Source organism: Arthrobacter sp. TE26545 (assembly GCF_056279005.1).
The window spans coordinates 1,886,665-1,907,303 of record NZ_JBWBQM010000001.1 but is presented as its reverse complement, the minus strand read 5'-3'; the positions used below and the strand labels follow the sequence as shown (position 1 = coordinate 1,907,303).

General features: G+C 66.8%; 18 protein-coding genes. 5 read left to right on the top strand and 13 right to left on the bottom strand.

Annotated features, from left to right (window positions below; genetic code table 11):
• Positions 1-3 precede the first annotated feature (3 nt).
• Genes tal through pgl form a run of 5 tightly spaced genes read left to right on the top strand, consistent with a single transcriptional unit; the run spans position 4 to position 6,069 of the window.
• Positions 4-1,119, top strand: a complete 1,116-nt coding sequence (gene tal / locus ACZ9CK_RS08470) for a transaldolase (RefSeq protein ID WP_426297454.1) — start codon at positions 4-6, stop codon at positions 1,117-1,119.
• Positions 1,120-1,124: 5 nt separating this feature from the next.
• Complete coding sequence (locus ACZ9CK_RS08465; protein ID WP_426297452.1) at positions 1,125-2,756, top strand: glucose-6-phosphate isomerase; 1,632 nt, start codon at positions 1,125-1,127, stop codon at positions 2,754-2,756.
• Between the two features lie 14 nt (positions 2,757-2,770).
• Positions 2,771-4,324: a glucose-6-phosphate dehydrogenase gene (gene zwf, locus ACZ9CK_RS08460; RefSeq protein WP_426297450.1), complete on the top strand. Its 1,554-nt coding sequence runs from the start codon at positions 2,771-2,773 to the stop codon at positions 4,322-4,324.
• Positions 4,321-5,244: a glucose-6-phosphate dehydrogenase assembly protein OpcA gene (locus ACZ9CK_RS08455; protein ID WP_426297448.1), complete on the top strand. Its 924-nt coding sequence runs from the start codon at positions 4,321-4,323 to the stop codon at positions 5,242-5,244. The genes zwf and ACZ9CK_RS08455 overlap by 4 nt, the downstream gene beginning before the upstream one ends.
• A 6-nt stretch (positions 5,245-5,250) precedes the next feature.
• Positions 5,251-6,069 carry a 6-phosphogluconolactonase gene (pgl, locus tag ACZ9CK_RS08450; RefSeq protein WP_426297446.1) on the top strand — a complete coding sequence of 273 codons (819 nt, stop codon included), beginning with the start codon at positions 5,251-5,253 and terminating at the stop codon, positions 6,067-6,069.
• Here the strand turns inward: pgl and ACZ9CK_RS08445 are convergent.
• From ACZ9CK_RS08445 to uvrA, 13 genes are all read right to left on the bottom strand, one after another.
• Positions 6,040-6,417: an RNA polymerase-binding protein RbpA gene (locus tag ACZ9CK_RS08445; RefSeq protein ID WP_426297444.1), complete on the bottom strand. Its 378-nt coding sequence runs from the start codon at positions 6,415-6,417 to the stop codon at positions 6,040-6,042. The two genes, pgl and ACZ9CK_RS08445, sit on opposite strands and share 30 nt — an antisense overlap.
• A 107-nt stretch (positions 6,418-6,524) precedes the next feature.
• Positions 6,525-6,782 carry a preprotein translocase subunit SecG gene (gene secG, locus ACZ9CK_RS08440; RefSeq protein WP_074589634.1) on the bottom strand — a complete coding sequence of 86 codons (258 nt, stop codon included), beginning with the start codon at positions 6,780-6,782 and terminating at the stop codon, positions 6,525-6,527.
• Between the two features lie 42 nt (positions 6,783-6,824).
• The gene (gene tpiA, locus ACZ9CK_RS08435; RefSeq protein WP_426297441.1) at positions 6,825-7,640 is read right to left on the bottom strand and encodes a triose-phosphate isomerase; all 816 of its coding nucleotides are present in this window, start codon (positions 7,638-7,640) and stop codon (positions 6,825-6,827) included.
• A 100-nt stretch (positions 7,641-7,740) separates the two neighbouring features.
• Positions 7,741-8,967, bottom strand: coding sequence for a phosphoglycerate kinase (locus ACZ9CK_RS08430; RefSeq protein WP_426297439.1), 1,227 nt, complete (start codon positions 8,965-8,967; stop codon positions 7,741-7,743).
• Positions 8,968-8,976: 9 nt separating this feature from the next.
• Positions 8,977-9,984 carry a type I glyceraldehyde-3-phosphate dehydrogenase gene (gap, locus tag ACZ9CK_RS08425; RefSeq protein ID WP_426297437.1) on the bottom strand — a complete coding sequence of 336 codons (1,008 nt, stop codon included), beginning with the start codon at positions 9,982-9,984 and terminating at the stop codon, positions 8,977-8,979.
• A gap of 263 nt (positions 9,985-10,247) precedes the next feature.
• Complete coding sequence (locus tag ACZ9CK_RS08420; RefSeq protein WP_115787362.1) at positions 10,248-10,871, bottom strand: superoxide dismutase; 624 nt, start codon at positions 10,869-10,871, stop codon at positions 10,248-10,250.
• 174 nt (positions 10,872-11,045) lie between these two features.
• On the bottom strand, positions 11,046-12,026 hold the full coding sequence (gene whiA, locus ACZ9CK_RS08415) for a DNA-binding protein WhiA (RefSeq protein ID WP_070349529.1): 981 nt from the start codon (positions 12,024-12,026) through the stop codon (positions 11,046-11,048).
• Positions 12,027-12,035: 9 nt separating this feature from the next.
• Entirely contained in the window at positions 12,036-13,052 is a 1,017-nt protein-coding gene (locus ACZ9CK_RS08410; protein ID WP_426297435.1) for a gluconeogenesis factor YvcK family protein, read from the bottom strand.
• Positions 13,052-13,975, bottom strand: coding sequence for an RNase adapter RapZ (rapZ, locus tag ACZ9CK_RS08405; RefSeq protein ID WP_426297433.1), 924 nt, complete (start codon positions 13,973-13,975; stop codon positions 13,052-13,054). Before rapZ ends, ACZ9CK_RS08410 begins: the two co-directional genes overlap by 1 nt.
• Before the next feature lie 85 nt (positions 13,976-14,060).
• A complete protein-coding gene (uvrC, locus tag ACZ9CK_RS08400; RefSeq protein ID WP_426297431.1) occupies positions 14,061-16,079 on the bottom strand; it encodes an excinuclease ABC subunit UvrC in 2,019 nt (672 codons plus the stop codon).
• A gap of 41 nt (positions 16,080-16,120) precedes the next feature.
• A complete protein-coding gene (locus ACZ9CK_RS08395) occupies positions 16,121-16,789 on the bottom strand; it encodes a lysophospholipid acyltransferase family protein (RefSeq protein WP_426297429.1) in 669 nt (222 codons plus the stop codon).
• The gene (locus ACZ9CK_RS08390; protein ID WP_426297427.1) at positions 16,776-17,510 is read right to left on the bottom strand and encodes an HAD hydrolase-like protein; all 735 of its coding nucleotides are present in this window, start codon (positions 17,508-17,510) and stop codon (positions 16,776-16,778) included. The genes ACZ9CK_RS08395 and ACZ9CK_RS08390 overlap by 14 nt, the downstream gene beginning before the upstream one ends.
• 106 nt (positions 17,511-17,616) lie before the next feature.
• On the bottom strand, positions 17,617-20,547 hold the full coding sequence (gene uvrA, locus ACZ9CK_RS08385) for an excinuclease ABC subunit UvrA (RefSeq protein ID WP_426297425.1): 2,931 nt from the start codon (positions 20,545-20,547) through the stop codon (positions 17,617-17,619).
• Between the last annotated feature and the right edge of the window lie 92 nt (positions 20,548-20,639).

Sequence of the window (20,639 nt, the reverse complement as noted above, 5' to 3'; positions counted from 1 at the left end):
AAAATGACTACTCCCACCCAGCAGCTTTCCGACGTCGGCGTTTCGATCTGGCTCGACGACCTCTCCCGTGAGCGCCTCGCCAGCGGTTCGCTGCGCAAGCTGATCGAAGAGAAGAACGTCGTCGGTGTCACCACCAACCCCTCGATCTTCCACGCGGCCATCACCTCCGGCAGCGACTACGACGCGAAGATCGCGGAAGAAGCAGCCAAGGGCGCTTCGGTGGAAGAGACCATCTTCGAGATCACCACCACCGACGTGGCCGATGCCTGTGACCTGTTCGCTCCGGTCGCCGCTGCCACCAAGGGCGTTGACGGCCGCGTGTCCATCGAGGTGGACCCCCGCCTGGCCTGGGACACCGAAGGCACCATCGCCGAGGCCAAGCACCTCTACAAGAAGGTCAACAAGGACAACGTCCACATCAAGATCCCGGCAACCGTCGAAGGCCTCGCCGCCATCACCGCCGTGCTCGGCGAGGGCATCAGCGTCAACGTGACCCTGATCTTCTCGCTGGAGCGGTACCGCGCTGTGATCAACGCCTTCCAGTCCGGCCTCGAGCTGGCCAAGGAAAACGGCCACGACCTCTCCACGATCCACTCCGTCGCTTCGTTCTTCGTCTCCCGCGTGGACACCGAGATCGACAAGCGCCTGGACGCAATCGGCACCGAGGAAGCCAAAGCCCTCAAGGGCAAGGCCGGCGTCGCCAACGCCCGCCTGGCCTTCCAGGTCTACGAGGAGCTGTTCTCCACCGAACGCTGGGCCGTGCTCGCCGAGGCAGGCGCCCTGCCGCAGCGCCCGCTCTGGGCCTCCACCGGCGTCAAGGACCCGGCCTACCCGGACACCCTCTACGTCACCGAACTGGCGGCGGCCGGCGTCGTGAACACCATGCCGGAGAAGACCCTCGAGGCCACCTTCGATCACGGCGTCGTCACAGGTGACACCATTGCGGGCAGCTACGAGGAAGCCAACGGCGTCCTCAACGCCCTCGAAGGCCTCGGTGTGTCCTACAACGACGTCGTCGCCCTGCTGGAATCCGAAGGCCTGGACAAGTTCGTAGCCTCCTGGAAGGAACTCCTCGGAGACGTCGAAGGCGCCCTCGCATCCGCACGGAAGGCTTCCTGACCCCTATGAGCTCACTCAGCTACGACGCAAGCGGTGCCGCGCAGCAGGCCATTGAGCTGCATGTCCCGGCACTTGTTGAAGACCGGGTCGCCAGCCGGATCTTCGCGAAGGACCACACCCTCTGGGGTGCCGACGCGGAATCCGAGTCGGCGATCCGCCTCGGATGGGTGGAAGCGGCTACCGTTTCCCAGCCCCTGGTCGAAGGGATCCTGGAACTCCGGGATGCCCTGAAGGCAGAAGGCGTCACCCGGATTGTCCTGTGCGGCATGGGCGGCTCCTCGCTCGCCCCGGAAGTCATTGCCGGAACCGCCGGCGTCGAGCTGACCGTGCTGGACAGCACCGACCCCGAACAGGTCGGTGCTGTCCTCGCGGAGCGCCTCGCCGAAACCGCCATCGTGGTTTCGTCCAAGTCCGGCTCCACCGTGGAAACCGACTCCCAGCGGCGCGTCTTCGAAAAGGCGTTCAACGACGCCGGCATCGATGCCAAGAGCCGCATCATCATCGTCACCGACCCCGGCTCGCCGCTGGACAAGGCATCCCGCGAAGCCGGCTACCGTGCGGTCTTCAATGCCGACCCCAACGTCGGCGGCCGCTTCTCTGCCCTCACCGCCTTCGGGCTGGTTCCCTCCGGCCTGGCCGGCGTGGACATCCAGGCGCTCCTGGACGAAGCGGAAGAGACAGCCGAAATCCTCCGCGAGGATTCCGAGGACAACATCGGCCTGCGCCTGGGCGCAGCGCTGGGCGGCACCTCCCCGCTCCGCAACAAGATCGTCATCGCCGAAGACGGCTCGGGCATCGTCGGTTTCGCCGACTGGGCCGAACAGCTCATCGCCGAATCGACCGGCAAGCTCGGCACCGGCGTGCTGCCCGTCGTCGCAGGTCCTGCTGCCCCCGAGATCGGCAGCGGTGCCGACGACGTCCTCGTGGTCCGCCTGGTGGGCGCCGATTCCGACGTCGAACTCGGAGCGAACGAAGCCGCGATCGCAGGTGGCCTGGCCACCCAGATGTTCGTGTGGGAGTTCGCCACCGCGGTGGCCGGCCGGCTGCTGGGCATCAACCCCTTCGACCAGCCCGACGTCGAGGCCGCCAAGGTGGCCGCGCGCGGCCTGCTTGACGCACGCCCCGAGCCCACCCCGGCCGACTTCACCGACGGAGCCATCGAGGTGCGCGGCGGCGAGTGGCTGGGCGCTGCGGCCACGGTTGAAGATGCCGTGAAGGCACTGCTGGCCCAGCTCGGCCAGGACGGCTACCTCAGCGTCCAGGCCTACTTCGACCGGATTGCCTATGCTCCCTTCGAAGGCGTCCGCGACCAGCTCGCTGCCGTCAGCGGCCGCCCGGTGACGTTCGGCTGGGGCCCGCGCTTCCTGCACTCCACCGGCCAGTTCCACAAGGGCGGTCCGGCCATCGGCTCGTTCCTGCAGATCACAGCGGCCGGCTCCGGGGATGTCGAGATCCCGGAGCGTCCCTTCACCTTCGGTGAGCTGATCACGGCCCAGGCCGCAGGAGACGCCCAAGTCCTCGAAGACCACGGCCGTCCGGTCCTCCGCCTGCACCTTGTTGAACGGAGCGCGGGTGTCGCCCAGCTCCAGGAAATCGTCGCCGCGCTGGCCTCCCGGGCCACCGCGCTCGAAAGCTAAGGCACAATTCCAACATGCCAGAAACTGAAAACGGCAGGAAGACTGCCGTCCGCAATCCCCTGCGGGATCCGCGCGACCGGCGCCTGAACCGCATTGCGGGTCCGTCGTCGTTGGTGTTCTTCGGAGTCACCGGCGACCTCGCCCGGAAGAAGCTCATGCCGGCCGTCTACGACCTCGCGAACCGGGGGCTGCTGCCCCCGAGCTTCGCGCTGGTCGGCTTCGGCCGCCGCGACTGGAGCAACGAGGACTTCGCCAACGAGGTGCGGGAGAACGTCAAGGCGCACTCCCGCACCCCGTTCGACGAGGCCGTCTGGAACCAGTTGTCCGAGGGCATCCGTTTCGTCCAGGGCGAGTTCGACGACGACGAGGCCTTCAAGCGTCTCGACGCCACGCTCACCGAACTGGATGAAAACCGGGGCACCCGCGGAAACCACGGCTTCTACCTCTCCATCCCGCCCAAGGCGTTCGAACAGGTCTGCCGGCAGCTGTCCCGCCACGGCTTGGCCCAGGCGGCGGACGGCCAGTGGCGCCGCGTTGTCATTGAGAAGCCTTTCGGCCACGACCTCGAGTCGGCCCGGAAGCTGAACGACATCGTCGAATCCGTGTTCCCGCAGGACGCGGTGTTCCGCATCGACCACTACCTGGGCAAGGAAACGGTGCAGAACATCCTGGCGCTTCGCTTCGCGAACCAGTTGTTCGAACCGATCTGGAACGCCAACTACGTGGACCACGTGCAGATCACCATGGCCGAGGACATCGGCACCGGCGGCCGCGCGGGCTACTACGACGGCGTGGGCGCAGCCCGCGACGTCATCCAGAACCACCTGCTGCAGCTGCTTGCCCTGACGGCCATGGAGGAGCCCATTTCCTTCAACGCGGACGACCTCCGCGCCGAGAAGGAGAAGGTGCTGGCAGCCGTCAAGCTGCCCGAGGACCTGTCCACGCATTCGGCCCGCGGTCAGTTCACCGGCGGATGGCAGGGCGGCGAGCTCGTCCAGGGTTACCTCGAGGAAGAAGGCATCCCCGCCGATTCCAAGACCGAGACCTACGCTGCGATCCGGCTGGACATCAACACCCGGCGCTGGAGCGGCGCGCCGTTCTACCTGCGCGCCGGCAAGCGTCTCGGCCGCCGCGTGACCGAGATCGCCGTCGTGTTCAAGCGTGCCCCCAACCTGCTGTTCCGGGACCACGGCGAGGACGACTTCGGCCAGAACGCCGTAGTCATCCGCGTCCAGCCGGACGAGGGCGCCACGATCCGCTTCGGTTCGAAGGTCCCCGGCACCCAGATGGAAGTCCGCGACGTGACGATGGACTTCGGTTACGGCCACTCCTTCACGGAGTCAAGCCCCGAAGCCTACGAACGGCTGATCCTGGACGTGCTGCTGGGTGAGCCGCCGCTGTTCCCGCGCCACCAGGAGGTCGAGGAGTCCTGGAAGATCCTGGACCCCTTCGAGGAATACTGGGCAGGCCTGGATGAGCAGCCCGAACCTTATGCTCCGGGCAGCTGGGGACCGGCCTCGGCCGATGAACTGCTGGCACGCGACGGACGAAGCTGGAGAAGGCCATGATCGTAGATCTCCCGAACACAACGACTTCCAAGATCTCGAAGAAGATCACCTCGCTGCGCGAGCAGGGCGGCGTCATCGCCCTGGGCCGGGTGCTGACCCTCGTGGTCGTCACCAAGTCCGGCCTGGAGGAAGAGGCCATCGAGGCGGCCAACGAGGCCAGCCGGGAACACCCCTGCCGGATCATCGTGCTGGCCGACGCCGGCGCTGAGGCTCCGGACCGGCTCGACGCCCAGATCCGCGTGGGCGGCGACGCCGGTGCCTCCGAGGTGATCGTGCTGCGGGGCTTCGGTTCGCTGGCCAAGGAGAGCGAGTCCCTCGTGGCCGGGCTGTTGCTGCCGGATGCCCCGATCGTGGCTTGGTGGCCGCACGGCGCGCCGGACAACGCCTGTGAAACCTCGATCGGCCGGATCTCGCACCGCCGCATCACGGACTCGGCCAACGAGCCGGATCCCGCGGCGGCCCTGGAACGGATCCGCAACACCTACCGTGCCGGCGACACCGACCTCGCATGGACCCGCCTGACGAACTGGCGCCTTCAGCTCGCCGCGGCACTGGACCAGGTGGACGACTCCCCCGTCACGGCCATCACCGTGGAGGGCGCCTCGGATTCACCCAGCACCCTGCTGCTGGCGGCCTGGCTGACCCTCTTCCTCGAGGCGCCGGTGGAGATCGTGGAAGACCCGGCCGGCACCGGCATCCGCCGGGTGCTGCTGAGCCGTGCCAGCGGCGACGTCCAGCTGCACCGCCCGGGACTGACCGTGGCCGAGCTGACCCAGCCCGGCCAGCCGGCCCAGCGTATTTCGCTGCCCCGCCGCAGCCTGCGGGATTGCCTCGCCGAGGAGTTGCGCCGGCTCGACCCGGACGACGTCTTCGGTGAAGTGATTACTATGGGACTGCCCCGCACCGACAGCAAGGAGTAGCGTTCCGTGACCGTTGAGCCCAGAGTAAGCATCCACCCCGACTCCACCGTCCTCATGGCCGCGATTGCGGCCCGGCTCATCACCAAGCTGGTCGATGTGCAGGACAAACACGGGGAAGCCACCGTCGTCCTGACGGGCGGCACCGTGGGAATCGGAACCCTCAAAGCCGTTGCGGCCTCTCCGGCGGCTCCGGCCGTGGACTGGTCCCGGGTCAACCTGTGGTGGGGTGACGAACGTTTCGTGGCCAAGGACAGCCCGGACCGCAACACCCGCCAGGCACGCGAAGCGCTGCTGTCCGGGCTGCCCCTGGATCCGGAACGCGTCCATGAGCCCGGCTCGTCGGACGAGTTCGCCTCCGCCGACGACGCCGCCGCGGACTACGCGGCCCGGCTCAAGGCGGCTGCCGAAGCCGAACACGCCGCCGACACCTCCGACAACCGCCCTGCGGAAGCCGGGGAGCTGCCACGCTTCGACGTGCTGCTGCTCGGCGTCGGTCCGGATGCACACGTCGCCTCGCTCTTCCCGGAGCAGGCAGGCATCCGTGTCCAGGACCGCACCGTGGTGGGAGTGGAGAACTCCCCCAAGCCGCCGCCGTCGCGCGTTTCACTGACGCTGCCGGCGATCAACTCGGCACAGGAGATCTGGATGGTCGTCGCGGGAGAGGACAAGGCCGGCGCAGTCGGCCTGGCCCTGGCCGGGGCGAACCCGGTGCAGGTCCCCGCGGCCGGCCCGCACGGCCGCTCACGCACCCTGTGGCTGATCGACGAGAACGCGGCCTCCCGCGTTCCGCAGCAACTAGTCCGCAAGGATCCCGCGGGAGCGTAACCTTTTCAGCGCTCCAGCCAGGACACGTTCAGCGTCCTGGCTGGAGCGCCTTTCTTTAACGTAATCGAGGTGGCTCTTGAACACTTCGTCGTCCTGGCGTTCGCACGGCGCCACGCCAGGCTCCCGGGCGGCCACGAGGCCGCACTTCGGGCAGTCCCAGCTAGGCGGGATCTGGTCTTCCGGCAGCTTAAGAAAAACAAGCCGCGTTTCGTGTCCGTTGGCGCACCAATACGGGACACGAATACGCGGCAAGTTTTCGCCGGCATTGCTGTCGGACTCGTTTTTGGGCCCTGAACCGGCGGCTACGCCGGCTCTGGTGCCCCGGAAACCTTGGGTGCCATGAACCATCGTCAAGCTCCTTGAGAGTCGGCTGCATCGCGGGAAGCCACGCAGCCAAGTCTAATGCCGGGAGCCCGACGGCGGCAGTGCCGGTTTCCGTCGCAGGATGGCTTTGCTCAGGAGTCTCCGCCGGAGGTGAAGCGCATGATCAGGCCGAGGCCGATGATCACCACGCCCCAGGTGCAGCCAAGCACGATGGTGAAGCGGTTGAGGTTGCGCTCCGCCACGCCCGAGGAGCTAAGGCCGGAGCTCATGCCGCCGCCGAACATGTCGGACAGGCCACCGCCGCGGCCTTTGTGGAGCAGGATGAGCAGGGTGAGCAGAAGGCTGGTGATACCCAGCAGGATCTGCAGGATTACTTGAAGAACGTCCACGACGGCCTTTCAGGAGTACGGAAAGCGGGAGTTTTACCCGGCCTAGGCCGCGGTGATGTGGCTCTCGAACCTGACAATGTTAGCAAACTCGGCCGGGTCGAGGCTGGCGCCACCAACGAGCAGGCCATCCACATCGGCTTCGGCCATGATTGCCGCGGCGTTGTTGGCCTTGACGGAGCCGCCGTAGAGGAGGCGGGTGCCGGCGGCCACGGCCTCGTCGAACAGGGAAACCAGTTCCGCGCGGATGGCGGCACACATTTCCTGTGCGTCTTCCGGCCCTGCGACCTCGCCCGTACCGATGGCCCAGACGGGCTCGTAGGCCACGACGAGTTCCTTTGCCTGCTCAGCCATGAGGCCCTCGACGCCCGCACGCAACTGCGCTAGGGTGTGCTCGACGTGGGTGCCGGCCTGGCGGATTTCAAGGCCTTCGCCGACGCACAGCACCGGGGTGACCTCGTGGCGGAAGGCGGCCTTGACCTTGGCGTTGAGGACCTCGTCGGACTCGTTGTGGATGGTCCGGCGTTCGCTGTGGCCGACGAGCACATAGGAGCAGCCGAGCTTGTTCAGGAACTGGCCGGAGATGTCGCCGGTGTAGGCACCGGAGTCGAACTGGGACAGGTCCTGTCCGCCGTAGACAACCTTGAGCTCGTCGCCCTGGACGAGGGTCTGGACGCCCCGGAGGTCGGTGAACGGCGGGAAGACAGCAACCTCAACACGGCTGTAGTCATGCTTGGCATCGGACAGGGTCCAGGCAAGCTTCTGCAGCAGGGTGATGCCCTGGACGTGGTCCATGTTCATCTTCCAGTTGCCGGCGATGAACGGCGTGCGGACGAAGTTTCCATTGGCAGAGGTTGTCACGTGTGCTCCATAGAAGTAGTGAAAAGGGAAACCGGCAAGGTGCTGCTCCGAAGGGAGCGGCACCTTGCCGGCCTGGTGCCTGCTGGCGGGGTATTGCTGCCTAGCGGTCGAGAACGCTCAGGCCCGGGAGTTCCTTGCCTTCAAGGTATTCCAGGCTGGCACCGCCGCCGGTGGAGATGTGGCCGAACTGCGAGTCCTCGAAGCCGAGGGTGCGCACGGCCGCGGCGGAGTCGCCGCCGCCGACCACGGTGAAGGCTTCCGTTTCCGTCAGTGCCTGCGCAATCGCGCGGGTACCGGCGGCGAAGGCCTCGAACTCGAAGACGCCCATGGGGCCGTTCCAGAACACGGTGCGTGCACCCTTGATCTGCTCGGCGAACAAGGCCGCCGATTCCGGCCCGATGTCCAGGCCGATGCCTGCGGCGCCGAAGGAGCTTGCCTCTATGGCATCCGCGGCGACGGTCTCGTGCTCGGCGGCCGCGGCAAAACGGCTGGCGACGACGACGTCCACCGGAATCACGAAGGTGGTGCCGGCGTCGGACGCGCGCTTGAGGTAGTCCTGGACCACCGGGATCTGGTCTTCCTCGAGGAGGCTGCTTGCCACCTTGTGGCCGGCAGCGGCCAGGAAGGTGAACAGCATGCCGCCGCCGACCAGGATGGTGTCGGCCTTCCCCAGCAGGTTGTCGATCACGGCGAGCTTGTCCGAGACCTTGGATCCGCCGAGGACCACGACGTAGGGACGCTGGGTGTCAGCCGTGAGTTTCCGGAGCACCTCCACCTCGGTGTGCACGAGGTCGCCCTGGTAGGACGGCAAGCGGGTAGCCACGTCGTAGACGCTGGCGTGCTTGCGGTGTACGGCGCCGAAGGCGTCGTCCACGAAGGCGCCGTTGTCCCCGGTGAGGGAAACGAGCTCGTCGGCGAAGGCGCCGCGCTCGGCGTCGTCCTTGCTGGTTTCGCGGGCGTCGAAGCGGACGTTCTCGAGGACCAGCACTTCGCCGTCCTGCAGGGCGGCCGCGGCTTCTTTGGCGGCGGTACCGACGGTATCCGCGGCCAGGGCGACCGGGAAGTCTGCCAGTTCGGCGAGCCGCGCCACGGCGGGCTTGAGCGAGTACTTGTCCTCGGGGGCGCCCTTGGGGCGGCCAAGGTGGGCGGTTACGAGCACACGGGCACCGGCGTCCGAGAGCTTCTTAAGGACCGGGAGGGAGGCCTTGACGCGGCCGTCGTCGGTCACTGTAGAGCCGTCGAGCGGCACATTCAGGTCACTTCTGACCAGAACGTACCGCCCGCGGACACCTTCAGCGATGAGTTCGTTGAGGGTGTGAGATGTCATGTGTCTACCCTAGCCCAGCTTGGATGCGACGAGCTCCGTGAGGTCGACCAGGCGGTTGGAGTAGCCCCACTCGTTGTCATACCAGGAAACAACCTTGACCTGGTTGCCGATGACCTTGGTCAGGCCGGAGTCGAAGATCGAGGAGGTGGGGTCGCCGACGATGTCGGAGGAGACGATCGGGGCGTCGGTGTAGCTCAGGATGCCCTTGAGGCTGGACTCGGCGGCGGCCTTGACAGCGGCGTTGACCTCGTCGACAGTGACTTCGCGGGAAACGGTGACGGTGAGGTCGGTGGCGGAGCCGGTGGGGACGGGAACGCGGATGGCGTAGCCGTCGAGCTTGCCCTTCAGTTCCGGCAGGACCAGGCCGATGGCCTTCGCAGCACCGGTGGAGGTCGGCACCATGTTGATGGCTGCGGCGCGGGCGCGGCGGAGGTCGCTGTGCGGGCCGTCCTGCAGGTTCTGGTCGGCAGTGTAGGCGTGGACGGTCGTCATCAGGCCGCGTTCGATGCCGAAGGAGTCGTTGATGACCTTGGCCAGCGGGCCGAGGCAGTTGGTGGTGCAGGAAGCGTTGGAGATGATGTTGTGCGCAGCCGGGTCGTAGAGACCGTCGTTCACGCCCATCACGATGGTGATGTCTTCGTCCGAGGCGGGGGCGGAGATCAGGACCTTCTTGGCACCGGCGTCGATGTGCTTCTGTGCCGCCGCGGCCTTGGTGAAGAAACCGGTGGACTCGATGACGATGTCCACGCCAAGCTCACCCCAGGGCAGGTTTGCGGGATCGCGTTCGGCGAGGACCTTGATGGGCTTGCCGTCCACCACGAGCTGGCCGTCGGAAACCTCGACGGACTGGGTCAGGCGACCACCGACGGAGTCGTACTTCAGCAGGTGGGCCAGCGCCTCGGGGCTGGTGAGGTCGTTGACCGCGACGATCTCGAGATCGGCGCCCTGGGCCAGCGCTGCGCGGAAGTAGTTGCGTCCGATGCGGCCGAAGCCGTTGATACCAATACGGGTGGTCACTTTTTGTCTCCTTGGTGCTCTCTCAAGCACATCTAGTGAGTCGGATCTTGATTCCAACTAACAAATCCCGCACGTCTTTGGGCAGAAGTGATTATCAGATCGGAGGGCGACCAGCCACGTTGCTGAAGGCTGACGCCTTCCGTGACCTATCTTACGTTCAAGAAAGCCCGCCCCTGCAACTGCAGGGGCGGGCTTTCCGCCATTTGGGCGAAATTCACGCGAATGTGAAGTTTGTTACATCTGCGTGTATTCCGGATCACCCGCTAGAGAACAATGAGTCCCGTGGCGTTGGCGCGGGCGGCTTCGAAGCGCTTGGCGACGTCGGCCCAGTTGACGATGTTCCAGAATGCCTTGACGTAGTCGGCCTTCACGTTGACGTAGTCCAGGTAGAAGGCGTGCTCCCACATGTCCAGCATCAGCAGCGGAGTGGTACCGACGGCAACGTTGCCCTGCTGGTCGTAGAGCTGCTCGATCAGCAGGTTGCCGGCGATGGGCTCGTAGGCGAGGAAGGCCCAGCCGGAACCCTGCAGGCCAAGGGCGGCGGCGGTGAACTGGGCGCGGAAGGCGTCGAAGGAGCCGAAAGCGTCCTCGATGGCTGCCGCGAGCTCGCCTTCCGGCTTGTCGCCGCCGTCCGGGGAGATGTTGTTCCAGAACACCGAGTGGTTGATGTGGCCGCCGGTGTGGAACGCCAGGTCCTTCGACAGGCGGTTGATGTTGGCGAAATCGCCCTTTTCGCGGGCTTCGGCCAGCTGGGCCAGGGCGTTGTTGGCGCCGGCGACGTAGGCGGCATGGTGCTTGCTGTGGTGCAGCTCCATGATCTTCGCCGAAATGTGCGGCTCAAGTGCCGCGTAGTCGTAGCCAAGCTCGGGCAGTACGTACTCTGTCACGAAACCCTCCAATGTCGTGGACCGTCGGTCCTGTTGCTAACTCTCGTTCTGTTCATCCGGCCGGAGCACCGGCCGGAAATCCCTGGGGAGTACTGCGTTCCCGGCGGACCATCGGCATAACCGAAGGGGCCGTCCGGGTATTTCCCCCCGCCGTGTCGATTCTAGGCACGGAGGCTATTCGTCCATCATTTCCGGAGTCACATTTGCCTCGGTGCCCGGGATGTCCAGCTCAGCGGCGCGTTTGTCGGCCATGGCCAGCAGGCGCCGGATCCGGCCGGCGATCGCGTCCTTGGTCATGGGCGGGTCGGCGAGGCGGCCGAGTTCGTCCAGGCTTGCCTGCTTGTGCGCTACGCGCAGTTCGCCCGCGTACTTCAGGTGATCGGGGACGTCGTCGCCCAGGATCTCCAGGGCGCGGTCCACCCGGGCTCCGGCGGCAACGGCCGCCTGGGCGGAACGCCGCAGGTTGGCGTCATCGAAGTTGGCCAGCCGGTTGGCGGTGGCGCGCACTTCCTTGCGCATGCGCCGTTCCTCCCACACCATCAGGGCGTCATGGGCGCCCATCCGGGTCAGGAGCTCTGCGATCGTGTCGCCGTCGCGGATCACCACACGGTCCACTCCGCGTACTTCGCGGGCCTTGGCCTGGATGCCGAGGCGGCGCGCCGCGCCCACAAGCGCCAGGGCCGACTCCGGCCCGGGGCAGGTGACCTCCAAGGAAGATGAGCGGCCGGGCTCGGTCAGTGAGCCGTGGGCGAGGAAAGCTCCCCGCCAGACCGCCTCGGCATCGGCGGCGGAGCCGTTGACGACGGCGGACGGCAGCCCGCGCACGGGGCGGCCGCGGCCGTCCAGGAGGCCGGTCTGCCTGGCGAGGGCCTCTCCGTCGCGCACTACGCGGACGACGTAGCGGCTGCCGCGCCGCAATCCCCCGCCGGACACGACGATGATCTCGCTCTGGTGGCCGTAGACCTCGGCGATGGCGGCGCGCAGGCGCCGTGCGGTGGAGGCGAGGTCGACCTCCGCCTCGATGACGATGCGTCCCGAGATGATGTGCAGCCCACCGGCGAAGCGCAGCATGGCCGAGACTTCGGCCTTGCGCACGGAGGACTTCTTGATATCCAGCCGGGAAAGTTCTTCCTTGACCGATGCGGTCAGTGCCATGGCGTGTTCCTAACTGTTCCCGAAAATATCGTGGTACGCCGCCGCCAGAAGGAGGGGGTCATGGACCGGGCGGCGCCGGGACGCACCTACTCTACCGAAGACAACCTCCGCGCCGATGCGGCCGGCGGCCTTTTCGAAGGTCGCGACGTCGGAAACGGATTCGGGATCGGCAAGGACAACGTCGATGCTGAACTCCGGGGCGTACTTGCGCAGTGCGTCCAGATGGTCGGCCGCGCTCATGCCGGAGGTTTCCTTGGTGTCCATGGCCAGGTTCATGGTGAGGCAGCGCTTGGCGGCGGTGCCCACGAGGGCCTGGCGCATCTCGGGAAGGAGCAGGTGCGGCAGCACGGAGGTGTACCAGGAGCCCGGGCCGAGGACGATCCAGTCCGCCAGCTCGATGGCCGTCAGCGCGTCGGTGCAGGCCGGCGCGTCCTCCGGGATGAGCCGGACGTCTTCAAGCGAACCGGCCACCGCGCATTTCGCCTGGCCCGTGATGGTCTGCACGCCGTAGCCGCCGGCGGGCAGCGGAACGCGGACGTCGCCTTCGATGGTCAGCGGCACGCTGGACATCGGCAGCACCTGGCCGCGGGCACCGAGCAGCGCCCCGGCCCATTTCAGCCCGGCAACGGTGTCACCCAGCAGTTCCCAGAGCGTCATGATGAGCAGGTTGCCCATGGCGTGGTTGTCGAGCGGGCTTTCGCGGCCTTCCGGGGCCTTGAAGCGGTGCTGCATGACGTCGCGCCACGTGCGTCCCCAGTCGGTGTCGTCGCAGAGGGCGCTTAGCGCCATGCGCAGGTCGCCCGGCGGGAGGACGCCGTACTGTTCGCGCAGGCGCCCGGAGGAGCCGCCGTCGTCGGCCACCGTCACGATGGCGGTGAGCTCGGAGGTGAGAAGGCGCAACGCCGACAGCGACGCGGCCAGTCCGTGGCCGCCGCCGAGCGCCACCACCGAGGGGCTCTTGTCCTTCTGGCTGCCGGGCGTTCCCTTCGGCGGGATGAGCGGCAGCGGGCCCGTCAGGACTCCCATTACTCGCGGCCCAGGTCGCGGTGGCTGGTGGTGACGGTCACGCGTGGATACTGTGCCAGGCGTTTGGAGAGCTCGACGGCGACCGCCACCGAGCGGTGCTTGCCGCCCGTGCAGCCCACGGCAATGGTGGCATAGTGCTTGTTCTCGGTGCGGTAGCCGTCCAAGACCGGTTCGAGGGCCTGCACGTAGCGGTCCACGAATTCCTTCACGCCGGCGGCTTCGAGCACGTAGTCCCGCACGTCGGCGTCCAGGCCGGTGTGGGGGCGCAGCTGCGGGACCCAATGCGGGTTCGGGATGAAGCGGGCGTCGGCCACGAAGTTGGCGTCCACGGGGAGACCGTACTTGAAGCCGAAGCTCATGACGTTCAGGCGCAGCGTCACCGGGCCGGTTTCGCTGAAGAGTTCGGTGATGGCGGTGGCGAGTCCGTGGACGTTGAAGACGCTGGTGTCCAGGACAATGTCCGCGGAGTCGCGCAGTTCCCTCAGCACCTCGCGTTCGGCCGCGATGCCATCGAGGATGCGCCCCCCGCCCTGCAGCGGGTGGGGCCGCCGGCCTTGCTCGAAGCGCCGCACCAGGACGTCGTCGCTGGCGTCCAGGAAGAGCACCCGGAACGTGATTCCGCTGGCGCTCAGGGCGCCGAGGGCGGTGCGGATGTCGGTGAACAGTCCCTTGCTGCGGACGTCGACGACGATCGCGAGCTTCGGGATCGAGCCGGGGGCATGGGAGACAATTTCGGCCAGCGTGCCGAGCATCTGCGGCGGAAGGCCCTCCACGACGTACCAGCCGTGGTCTTCGAGGGCATCGGAGGCGGTGCTCCGGCCGGCACCGGACATGCCCGTCACCACCAGCAGTTCCGCTTCGACAGGCTTGACGGGTACGAGTCCGTCCTGCTCCGCGCCGGATTCTGCCGTTGGCTCTGACATCAAATCTCCCCGTTTCCAGATGGTCCGTACCGGAGCCGCTGCGGCAGCGGTCCGTTCCTACCCTAGCTAAGATTCGAGACCCTAGCTAAGACTCGAGGATTTCGCCGGTGGTCATGTTGATGGCGACGGCGGCCTCGTTGCCTTCGGCTGCCTCGCCCAGGTGCCGGTTGATCGCCTCCGCCAGGGCCGGGCCGATGCCCCTGGCTGCGGTGAGCTCGACGACGGACGCGGCCTTGATCTTCTTGAGCGAACCGAAATGGGCCAGGAGGGCCTTCCGCTTGGCTTCGCCGAGGCCCGGCACGCCATCCAGCGCCGAAACGGTCATGGCCTTCCCGCGCTTCTGCCGGTGGAAGCTGATGGCGAAGCGATGGGCCTCATCGCGGATGCGCTGAAGCAGGTACAGGCCCTGTGAGGTGCGGGGCAGGATCACGGGGAAGTCGCTGTCCGGGAGCCAGACTTCCTCGAGCCGCTTGGCCAGGCCCACCACATGGACGTCGTCGATACCCAGGTCCGCGAGGGCCCGCGCCGCGGCATTGACCTGGGGCTGGCCGCCGTCGACGACGACCAGGTTGGGCGGGTAGGCGAACTTGGCTTTCGCCGCGGGCGCGCCCGCGTCATCGGCCGGCGGCTGGCCCCCGGGCCGGTCCTCCCCCGCGGGAATTCCTGCCTGCGGGATCTCACCCGATTTGGGCGGCTGGGACGCTTTGTCCTGCAGGTAGTGCCGGAAGCGGCGGGTCAGGACGTCATGCATGGCCGCGGTGTCATCGCGGGCGGCCTCGCCGGTGATCGAGAACTTGCGGTAGTCGGCCTTCTTCGGCAGTCCGTCCTCGACCACCACCATCGAGGCCACCACGTTGGTGCCTTGGACATGGGAGATATCGAAGCATTCGATCCGGAGCAGCGGCACGGGAAGTTCGAGCGCCTCCTGGAGTTCCTGCAGCGCCTGGGAACGCACGGTGATGTCACCGGCGCGGCGCACCTTGTGCAGCTTCAGCGCCTGTTCCGCGTTTTCACGGACGGTGGACATGAGAGCGGCTTTGTCCCCACGCTGCGGAACCCGGATGTCCACCTTCGCGCCCCGCAGCCCGCCCAGCCACTCAATGAGCTCCGCATGGTTGGCAGGGGTCTCCGGGACCAGGACTTCCCGGGGGATGCGCTCCTGGTATTCGCCGTCCTCGCCGTAGACCTGCTGCAGCAGATGCTCGATCAGTTCAGGCGTGGTCACGTCTTCGACCTTCTCGACCACCCATCCGCGCTGGCCCCGGATGCGGCCGCCGCGTACATGGAAAACCTGTACCGACGCCTCGAGGTCGTCTTCGTGCAGAGCGAACACGTCCGCCTCGGTGTCCTCCGAGAGCACCACGGCGTTGCGCTCGAACACCTTGCGCAGGGCGGCGATGTCGTCTCGGACGCGGGCCGCGCGTTCGTAGTCGAGCTCGGCGACGGCCCCGGCCATCTCCTTCTCCAGGCGGCGGATGAACCTGCCTGCTTCGCCGCCCATGAAGGCGCAGAAGTCTTCTGCCAGCCGCCTGTGCTCCTCCGGGGTGACCCGGCCGACGCACGGGGCAGAGCATTTGTCGATGTACCCGAGCAGGCACGGCCGGCCGCTCGCCTGGGCCCGCTTCAGGACGCCGGCACTGCAGCTGCGCACCGGGAAGACCCGGAGCAGGGTGTCCATGGTCTCGCGGATCGCGCCCGCGGTGTACGGGCCGAAGTAGCGGGTGCCCTTGCGCCGTTCACCGCGCATCACCTGCACGCGGGGCAGCTTCTCCCCCATGGTCACGGCAAGGTAGGGGTAGCTCTTGTCGTCCCGGAAGACGACGTTGAAGCGCGGCTTGAATTCCTTGATCCAGGTGTATTCGAGCTGGAGGGACTCCAGTTCGCTGGCGACGACGGTCCACTCGACGCTGCTCGCGGCGTGCACCATGGCGTGGGTCTTCGGCAGGAGCCCGGCAGGGTTGGCGAAGTACGAGTTCAGCCGGGAACGGAGGTTCTTGGCCTTGCCCACATAGATGACCCGGCCGTGCGGGTCGCGGAAGCGGTATACGCCCGGCGTCGTCGGAATTTCGCCCGTCCGGGGCCGGTAACTCGCTGGATCTGCCACGGCTCCAGTCTAGTAAGGGAAAGGGCGCGCCGCCGCCAGGGCTACTCGGCGCTCTTGCTCTGGTTGTAGCCGGCCGCGCGTTCCTGCCCGCTCAGCTCCGCGATGGCGTCCATGATCCGGTCCGTGACCTCGCGGCGGGCCGGAAGCGAGTGGTCCGGTCCCGTCTTCTCGAAGTACAGGGGCTCGCCCACCTTCATGGTGAAGTGCTGCGGGCGGACGGCATTGGTTTCGATCGACTGGAGCTTGTCCGTGCCGATCAGGCCCACCGGGATCACCGGGGCGCCGGTGGTGAGGGCAAGCCAGCCGACGCCGGTCCGGCCGCGGTACAGCAGGCCGTCGCGGGAGCGGGTGCCCTCCGGGTAGATGCCGATGCCGCGGCCCGCTTCGAGGATGTCCAGCAGAGTCTTGAGGGCCTGCACACTGGCGGCCTGCTCGCCGCGTTCCACCGGAATGGAGCCCACGGCCTTGAAGAACGCCTTCATGGCACGGCCCTTGAAGCCCTTGCCGGTGAAGTATTCGGCCTTGGCGAAGAAGGCGACCGGACGCGGCATGAGCGCCTGGACGATCACGCTGTCGAGGAAGGAAAGGTGGTTGGGAGCGACGATGAACGGACCGTCCTTGGGCACGTTCTCCAGGCCGATGACCGTTGGCCGGCAGCTTCCGGAAATCAGTCCACGGGTTGTCCAGCGGATGACATCAAAGGCTTCCATCGTTCTGCACCTCGCTCAGCGCCGCCGCACGGACAACGTCCAATTCTTCAATCTTCTTCCGCAACTCATCAGCAGTGTGCACCACAGCGATGGCGCCGGCTCCTTCAAGCTCCCCGTCCGGGGCGAACCCCCAGCGGACTCCGACGCAGTCCAGGCCGTTGGCCATGGCTCCTGCAACATCCTGGTGCCGGTCCCCGACCATCACCGCGCACTGGCCACCCAGCCCGGCAAGGGCCGCGCCCACGATCTCGATCTTTCCGGCGGGCACGCTCCTGCCTGACGGCAGCACCGCGTCCGGGGACTCGTCGTCGGACGATCCGCAGATCGCCGTGAAGAACCCGGCAATGCCGTGGTGCTCCAGGACCACCCGGGCCAGCCCCTGCGGCTTCTGGGTTGCGACGGCAACGGGCCGCCCTGAGGCGGAGAAGTGGTCCAGCAGTCCGTGGATACCGGGGTAGAGCCGGCTGGCCGCGATTCCGGTGGCCAGATAGTGGGCCCGGTAGCGGGTGATCGCTTCCCCGACCAGCTCCACGGGAACGCCCGCGATGGTTCCCATGGAGTCGCTGAGTTTGGGACCGACCATGGAATCCAGGGTTTCCTGCCCCGGGACGGGCAATCCCATCTCGCCCAGCGCGGCGGCGATCCCGCCTGTGATTCCGCCGGCAGGATCGACAAGGGTGCCGTCCAGATCGAAGATTACGGGCACCGATGTTTGAGTCACCGGGTTAGTTTCTCACGAGTTCAGGCATGCCTGAAATTCACATTCCGGCCGGGGAATACTTCTTGGCGGCGGCGGGGCACGCCGTCCCGTTCTCCGGCCGGGGCGTCTATGCCCGGCCCAGGATCTCGGCGAGGAAGGTTCCCGTGTGGCTGTCCGGGGACTTGGCGACCTGTTCCGGGGTGCCCGTTGCCACGATGCGCCCGCCGCCGGAACCACCGTTGGGGCCGAGGTCCACGATCCAGTCGGCGGACTTGATGACATCCAGGTTGTGCTCGATGGTGATCACCGTGTTCCCCTTGTCCACCAGGCCCTGGAGCACCAGGAGGAGCTTGCGGATGTCCTCGAAATGCAGGCCCGTGGTGGGTTCGTCCAGGACGTAGATGCTGCGCCCGTTGGAACGCTTCTGCAGTTCCGAGGCGAGCTTCACACGCTGTGCCTCGCCGCCGGACAGGGTGGTGGCCGGCTGGCCGAGGCGGACATAGCCAAGGCCGACGTCCACCAGGGTGTTCAGGTGCCGGGCGATCGGGGTGAAAGCCGCGAAGAACTCCGCCCCTTCCTCGATGGGCATGTTCAGCACATCGGCGATGGTCTTGCCCTTGTAGTGGACTTCCAGGGTTTCGCGGTTGTAGCGCGCACCGTGGCAGACCTCGCAGGGAACGTAGACGTCCGGGAGGAAGTTCATCTCAATCTTCAGGGTGCCGTCGCCCGAGCAGGCCTCGCAGCGACCGCCCTTGACGTTGAAGGAGAAGCGGCCGGGCTGGTAGCCGCGGACCTTGGCCTCGGTGGTCTCGGCGAAGAGCTTCCGGATGTTGTCGAAAACGCCCGTATAGGTGGCCGGGTTGGACCGCGGGGTGCGTCCGATGGGGCTCTGGTCCACATGCACTACCTTGTCCAGATGCTCAAGGCCCTGCACTGAACGGTGCCGTCCGGCCACCTGCTTGGCGCCGTTAAGCTTGTTCGCCAGCACCTTGTACAGAATCTCGTTGACCAGGGTGGACTTCCCGGAGCCGCTGACGCCGGTGACCGCGGTGAGCAGCCCCAGAGGGAAGGTGGCGTCCACGTTGTTGAGGTTGTTCTCGCGGGCGCCGACGACCTTCAGTTCCCGCTTTTTGTCGTACTTGCGCCGTTTGGCGGGGACCTCGATGCTGCGGCGGCCGGACAGGTAGTCACCGGTGAGTGACTCCCGGTTCTCCAGCAGTTCCTTGTAGGTACCGGAATGGACCACCTGGCCGCCGTGCTCGCCGGCGCCGGGCCCGATGTCCACCACCCAGTCGGCTTCGTGGATGGTGTCTTCGTCGTGTTCGACGACGATCAGGGTGTTGCCGAGATTGCGCAGCCGGGTGAGGGTTTCGATGAGCCGGCGGTTGTCCTTCTGGTGAAGGCCGATGGAGGGCTCGTCCAGGACATAGAGCACACCGACGAGGCCGGAACCGATCTGCGTGGCCAGGCGGATGCGCTGGGCTTCGCCGCCGGACAGGGTGCCGGAGGGGCGTTCGAGGTTCAGGTATTCAAGCCCGACGTCCAGGAGGAAGGTCAGGCGGGCCTGGATTTCCTTGAGGACCTGGTGGGCGATCTGGGCTTCACGGCCGGTCAGGGTGAGGTTGCCGAGGAACGCGGCGCACTCCCGCATGGGCAGGGCCGATACTTCCGCGATGGACTTGCCGTTGATCAGCACCGAGAGGGAGGCCGGGTTCAGGCGTGCGCCGTTGCATTCCGGGCACGGGATCTGGCGCATGTACTCTTCGTAGCGGTCGCGGGCCCAGTCCGAATCGGTCTCGCCGTGCTTGCGGTGCACGTACTGGATGGCGCCCTCGAACCCGGTGCTGTACTTGCGTTCCCGGCCGAAGCGGTTGCGGTACTGCACAACCACTTTGTGGTCCTTGCCGTGCAGCACGGTGGCACGGACCTCCGCGGGCAGCTTCTCCCAGGCGGTGTCCATGGAGAAGCCGAGCTCCATGGCCAGGCCCTCCAGCAGACGGTTCCAGTATTCAGTGGTGGCCGTGCCCAGGGACCACGGGGCGATGGCCCCCTCGTTGAGCGAGAGCTCGGGGTTGGGAACCACGAGTTCCTCGTCCACCTCGAGCTTGGTGCCGATGCCCGTGCACGCCGGGCAGGCACCAAAGGGGTTGTTGAAGGAGAAGGACCGCGGTTCGATCTCGTCGATTGCCAGCGGGTGTTCGTTGGGGCAGGCCAGGTTCTCGGAGAAGGCCCGGATGCGGGCGGGGTCCTCCGGATCCAGGTCCACGAACTCCGCGAGCACGCGGCCCTCGGCCAGCGCCAGCGCCGTCTCGATCGAGTCGGTAAGGCGCTGGCTGATGCCTTCCTTGACCACGAGGCGGTCCACCACCACTTCGATGGTGTGCTTGAACTGCTTGCCGAGCTTAGGCGGATCGCTCAGCTGGATGAGTTCGCCATCGACCCGCGCGCGGGCGTAGCCCTTGGCGGTGAGTTCCTTGAAGAGCTCGACGAACTCGCCCTTGCGCCCGCGAACCACCGGGGCGAGGACCTGGAACCGGGTTCCGGCGTCGAGCTCGAGGAGCTGGTCGACGATCTGCTGCGGGGTCTGGCGGGTGATTGGCTCATGGCAGATCGGGCAATGAGGGCGGCCGACGCGGGCCCACAGCAGGCGCATGTAGTCGTAGATCTCGGTGATGGTACCCACCGTGGATCGCGGGTTTTTGCTAGTGGACTTCTGGTCGATTGACACTGCCGGGGACAGGCCTTCGATGAAGTCGACGTCCGGCTTGTCCACCTGGCCGAGGAACTGCCGGGCATAGGCTGACAGGGATTCCACGTAACGGCGCTGGCCTTCGGCGAAGATGGTGTCGAACGCCAGCGACGACTTGCCGGACCCGGACAGGCCGGTGAACACGATCATGGCGTCACGGGGCAGGTCGAGGTCGACGTTGCGAAGGTTGTGCTCCCGCGCACCCTTGACGACCAGCCGGGACAGGTCATGTCGGGCAGGCTGCACAGGGGCAGGGGGAACGCTCTTGAGGGTTTCGACGGCAGAGTCTTCAGCTACGGCTTTGGGCACCCACTAATGCTAATCGAAAACTTCTTCGAATTTCCATGTGCGCGTCCGGCTGCCCGCCACGGCCCCTGGCCAGCGCCGACGGCGGCCTGCAC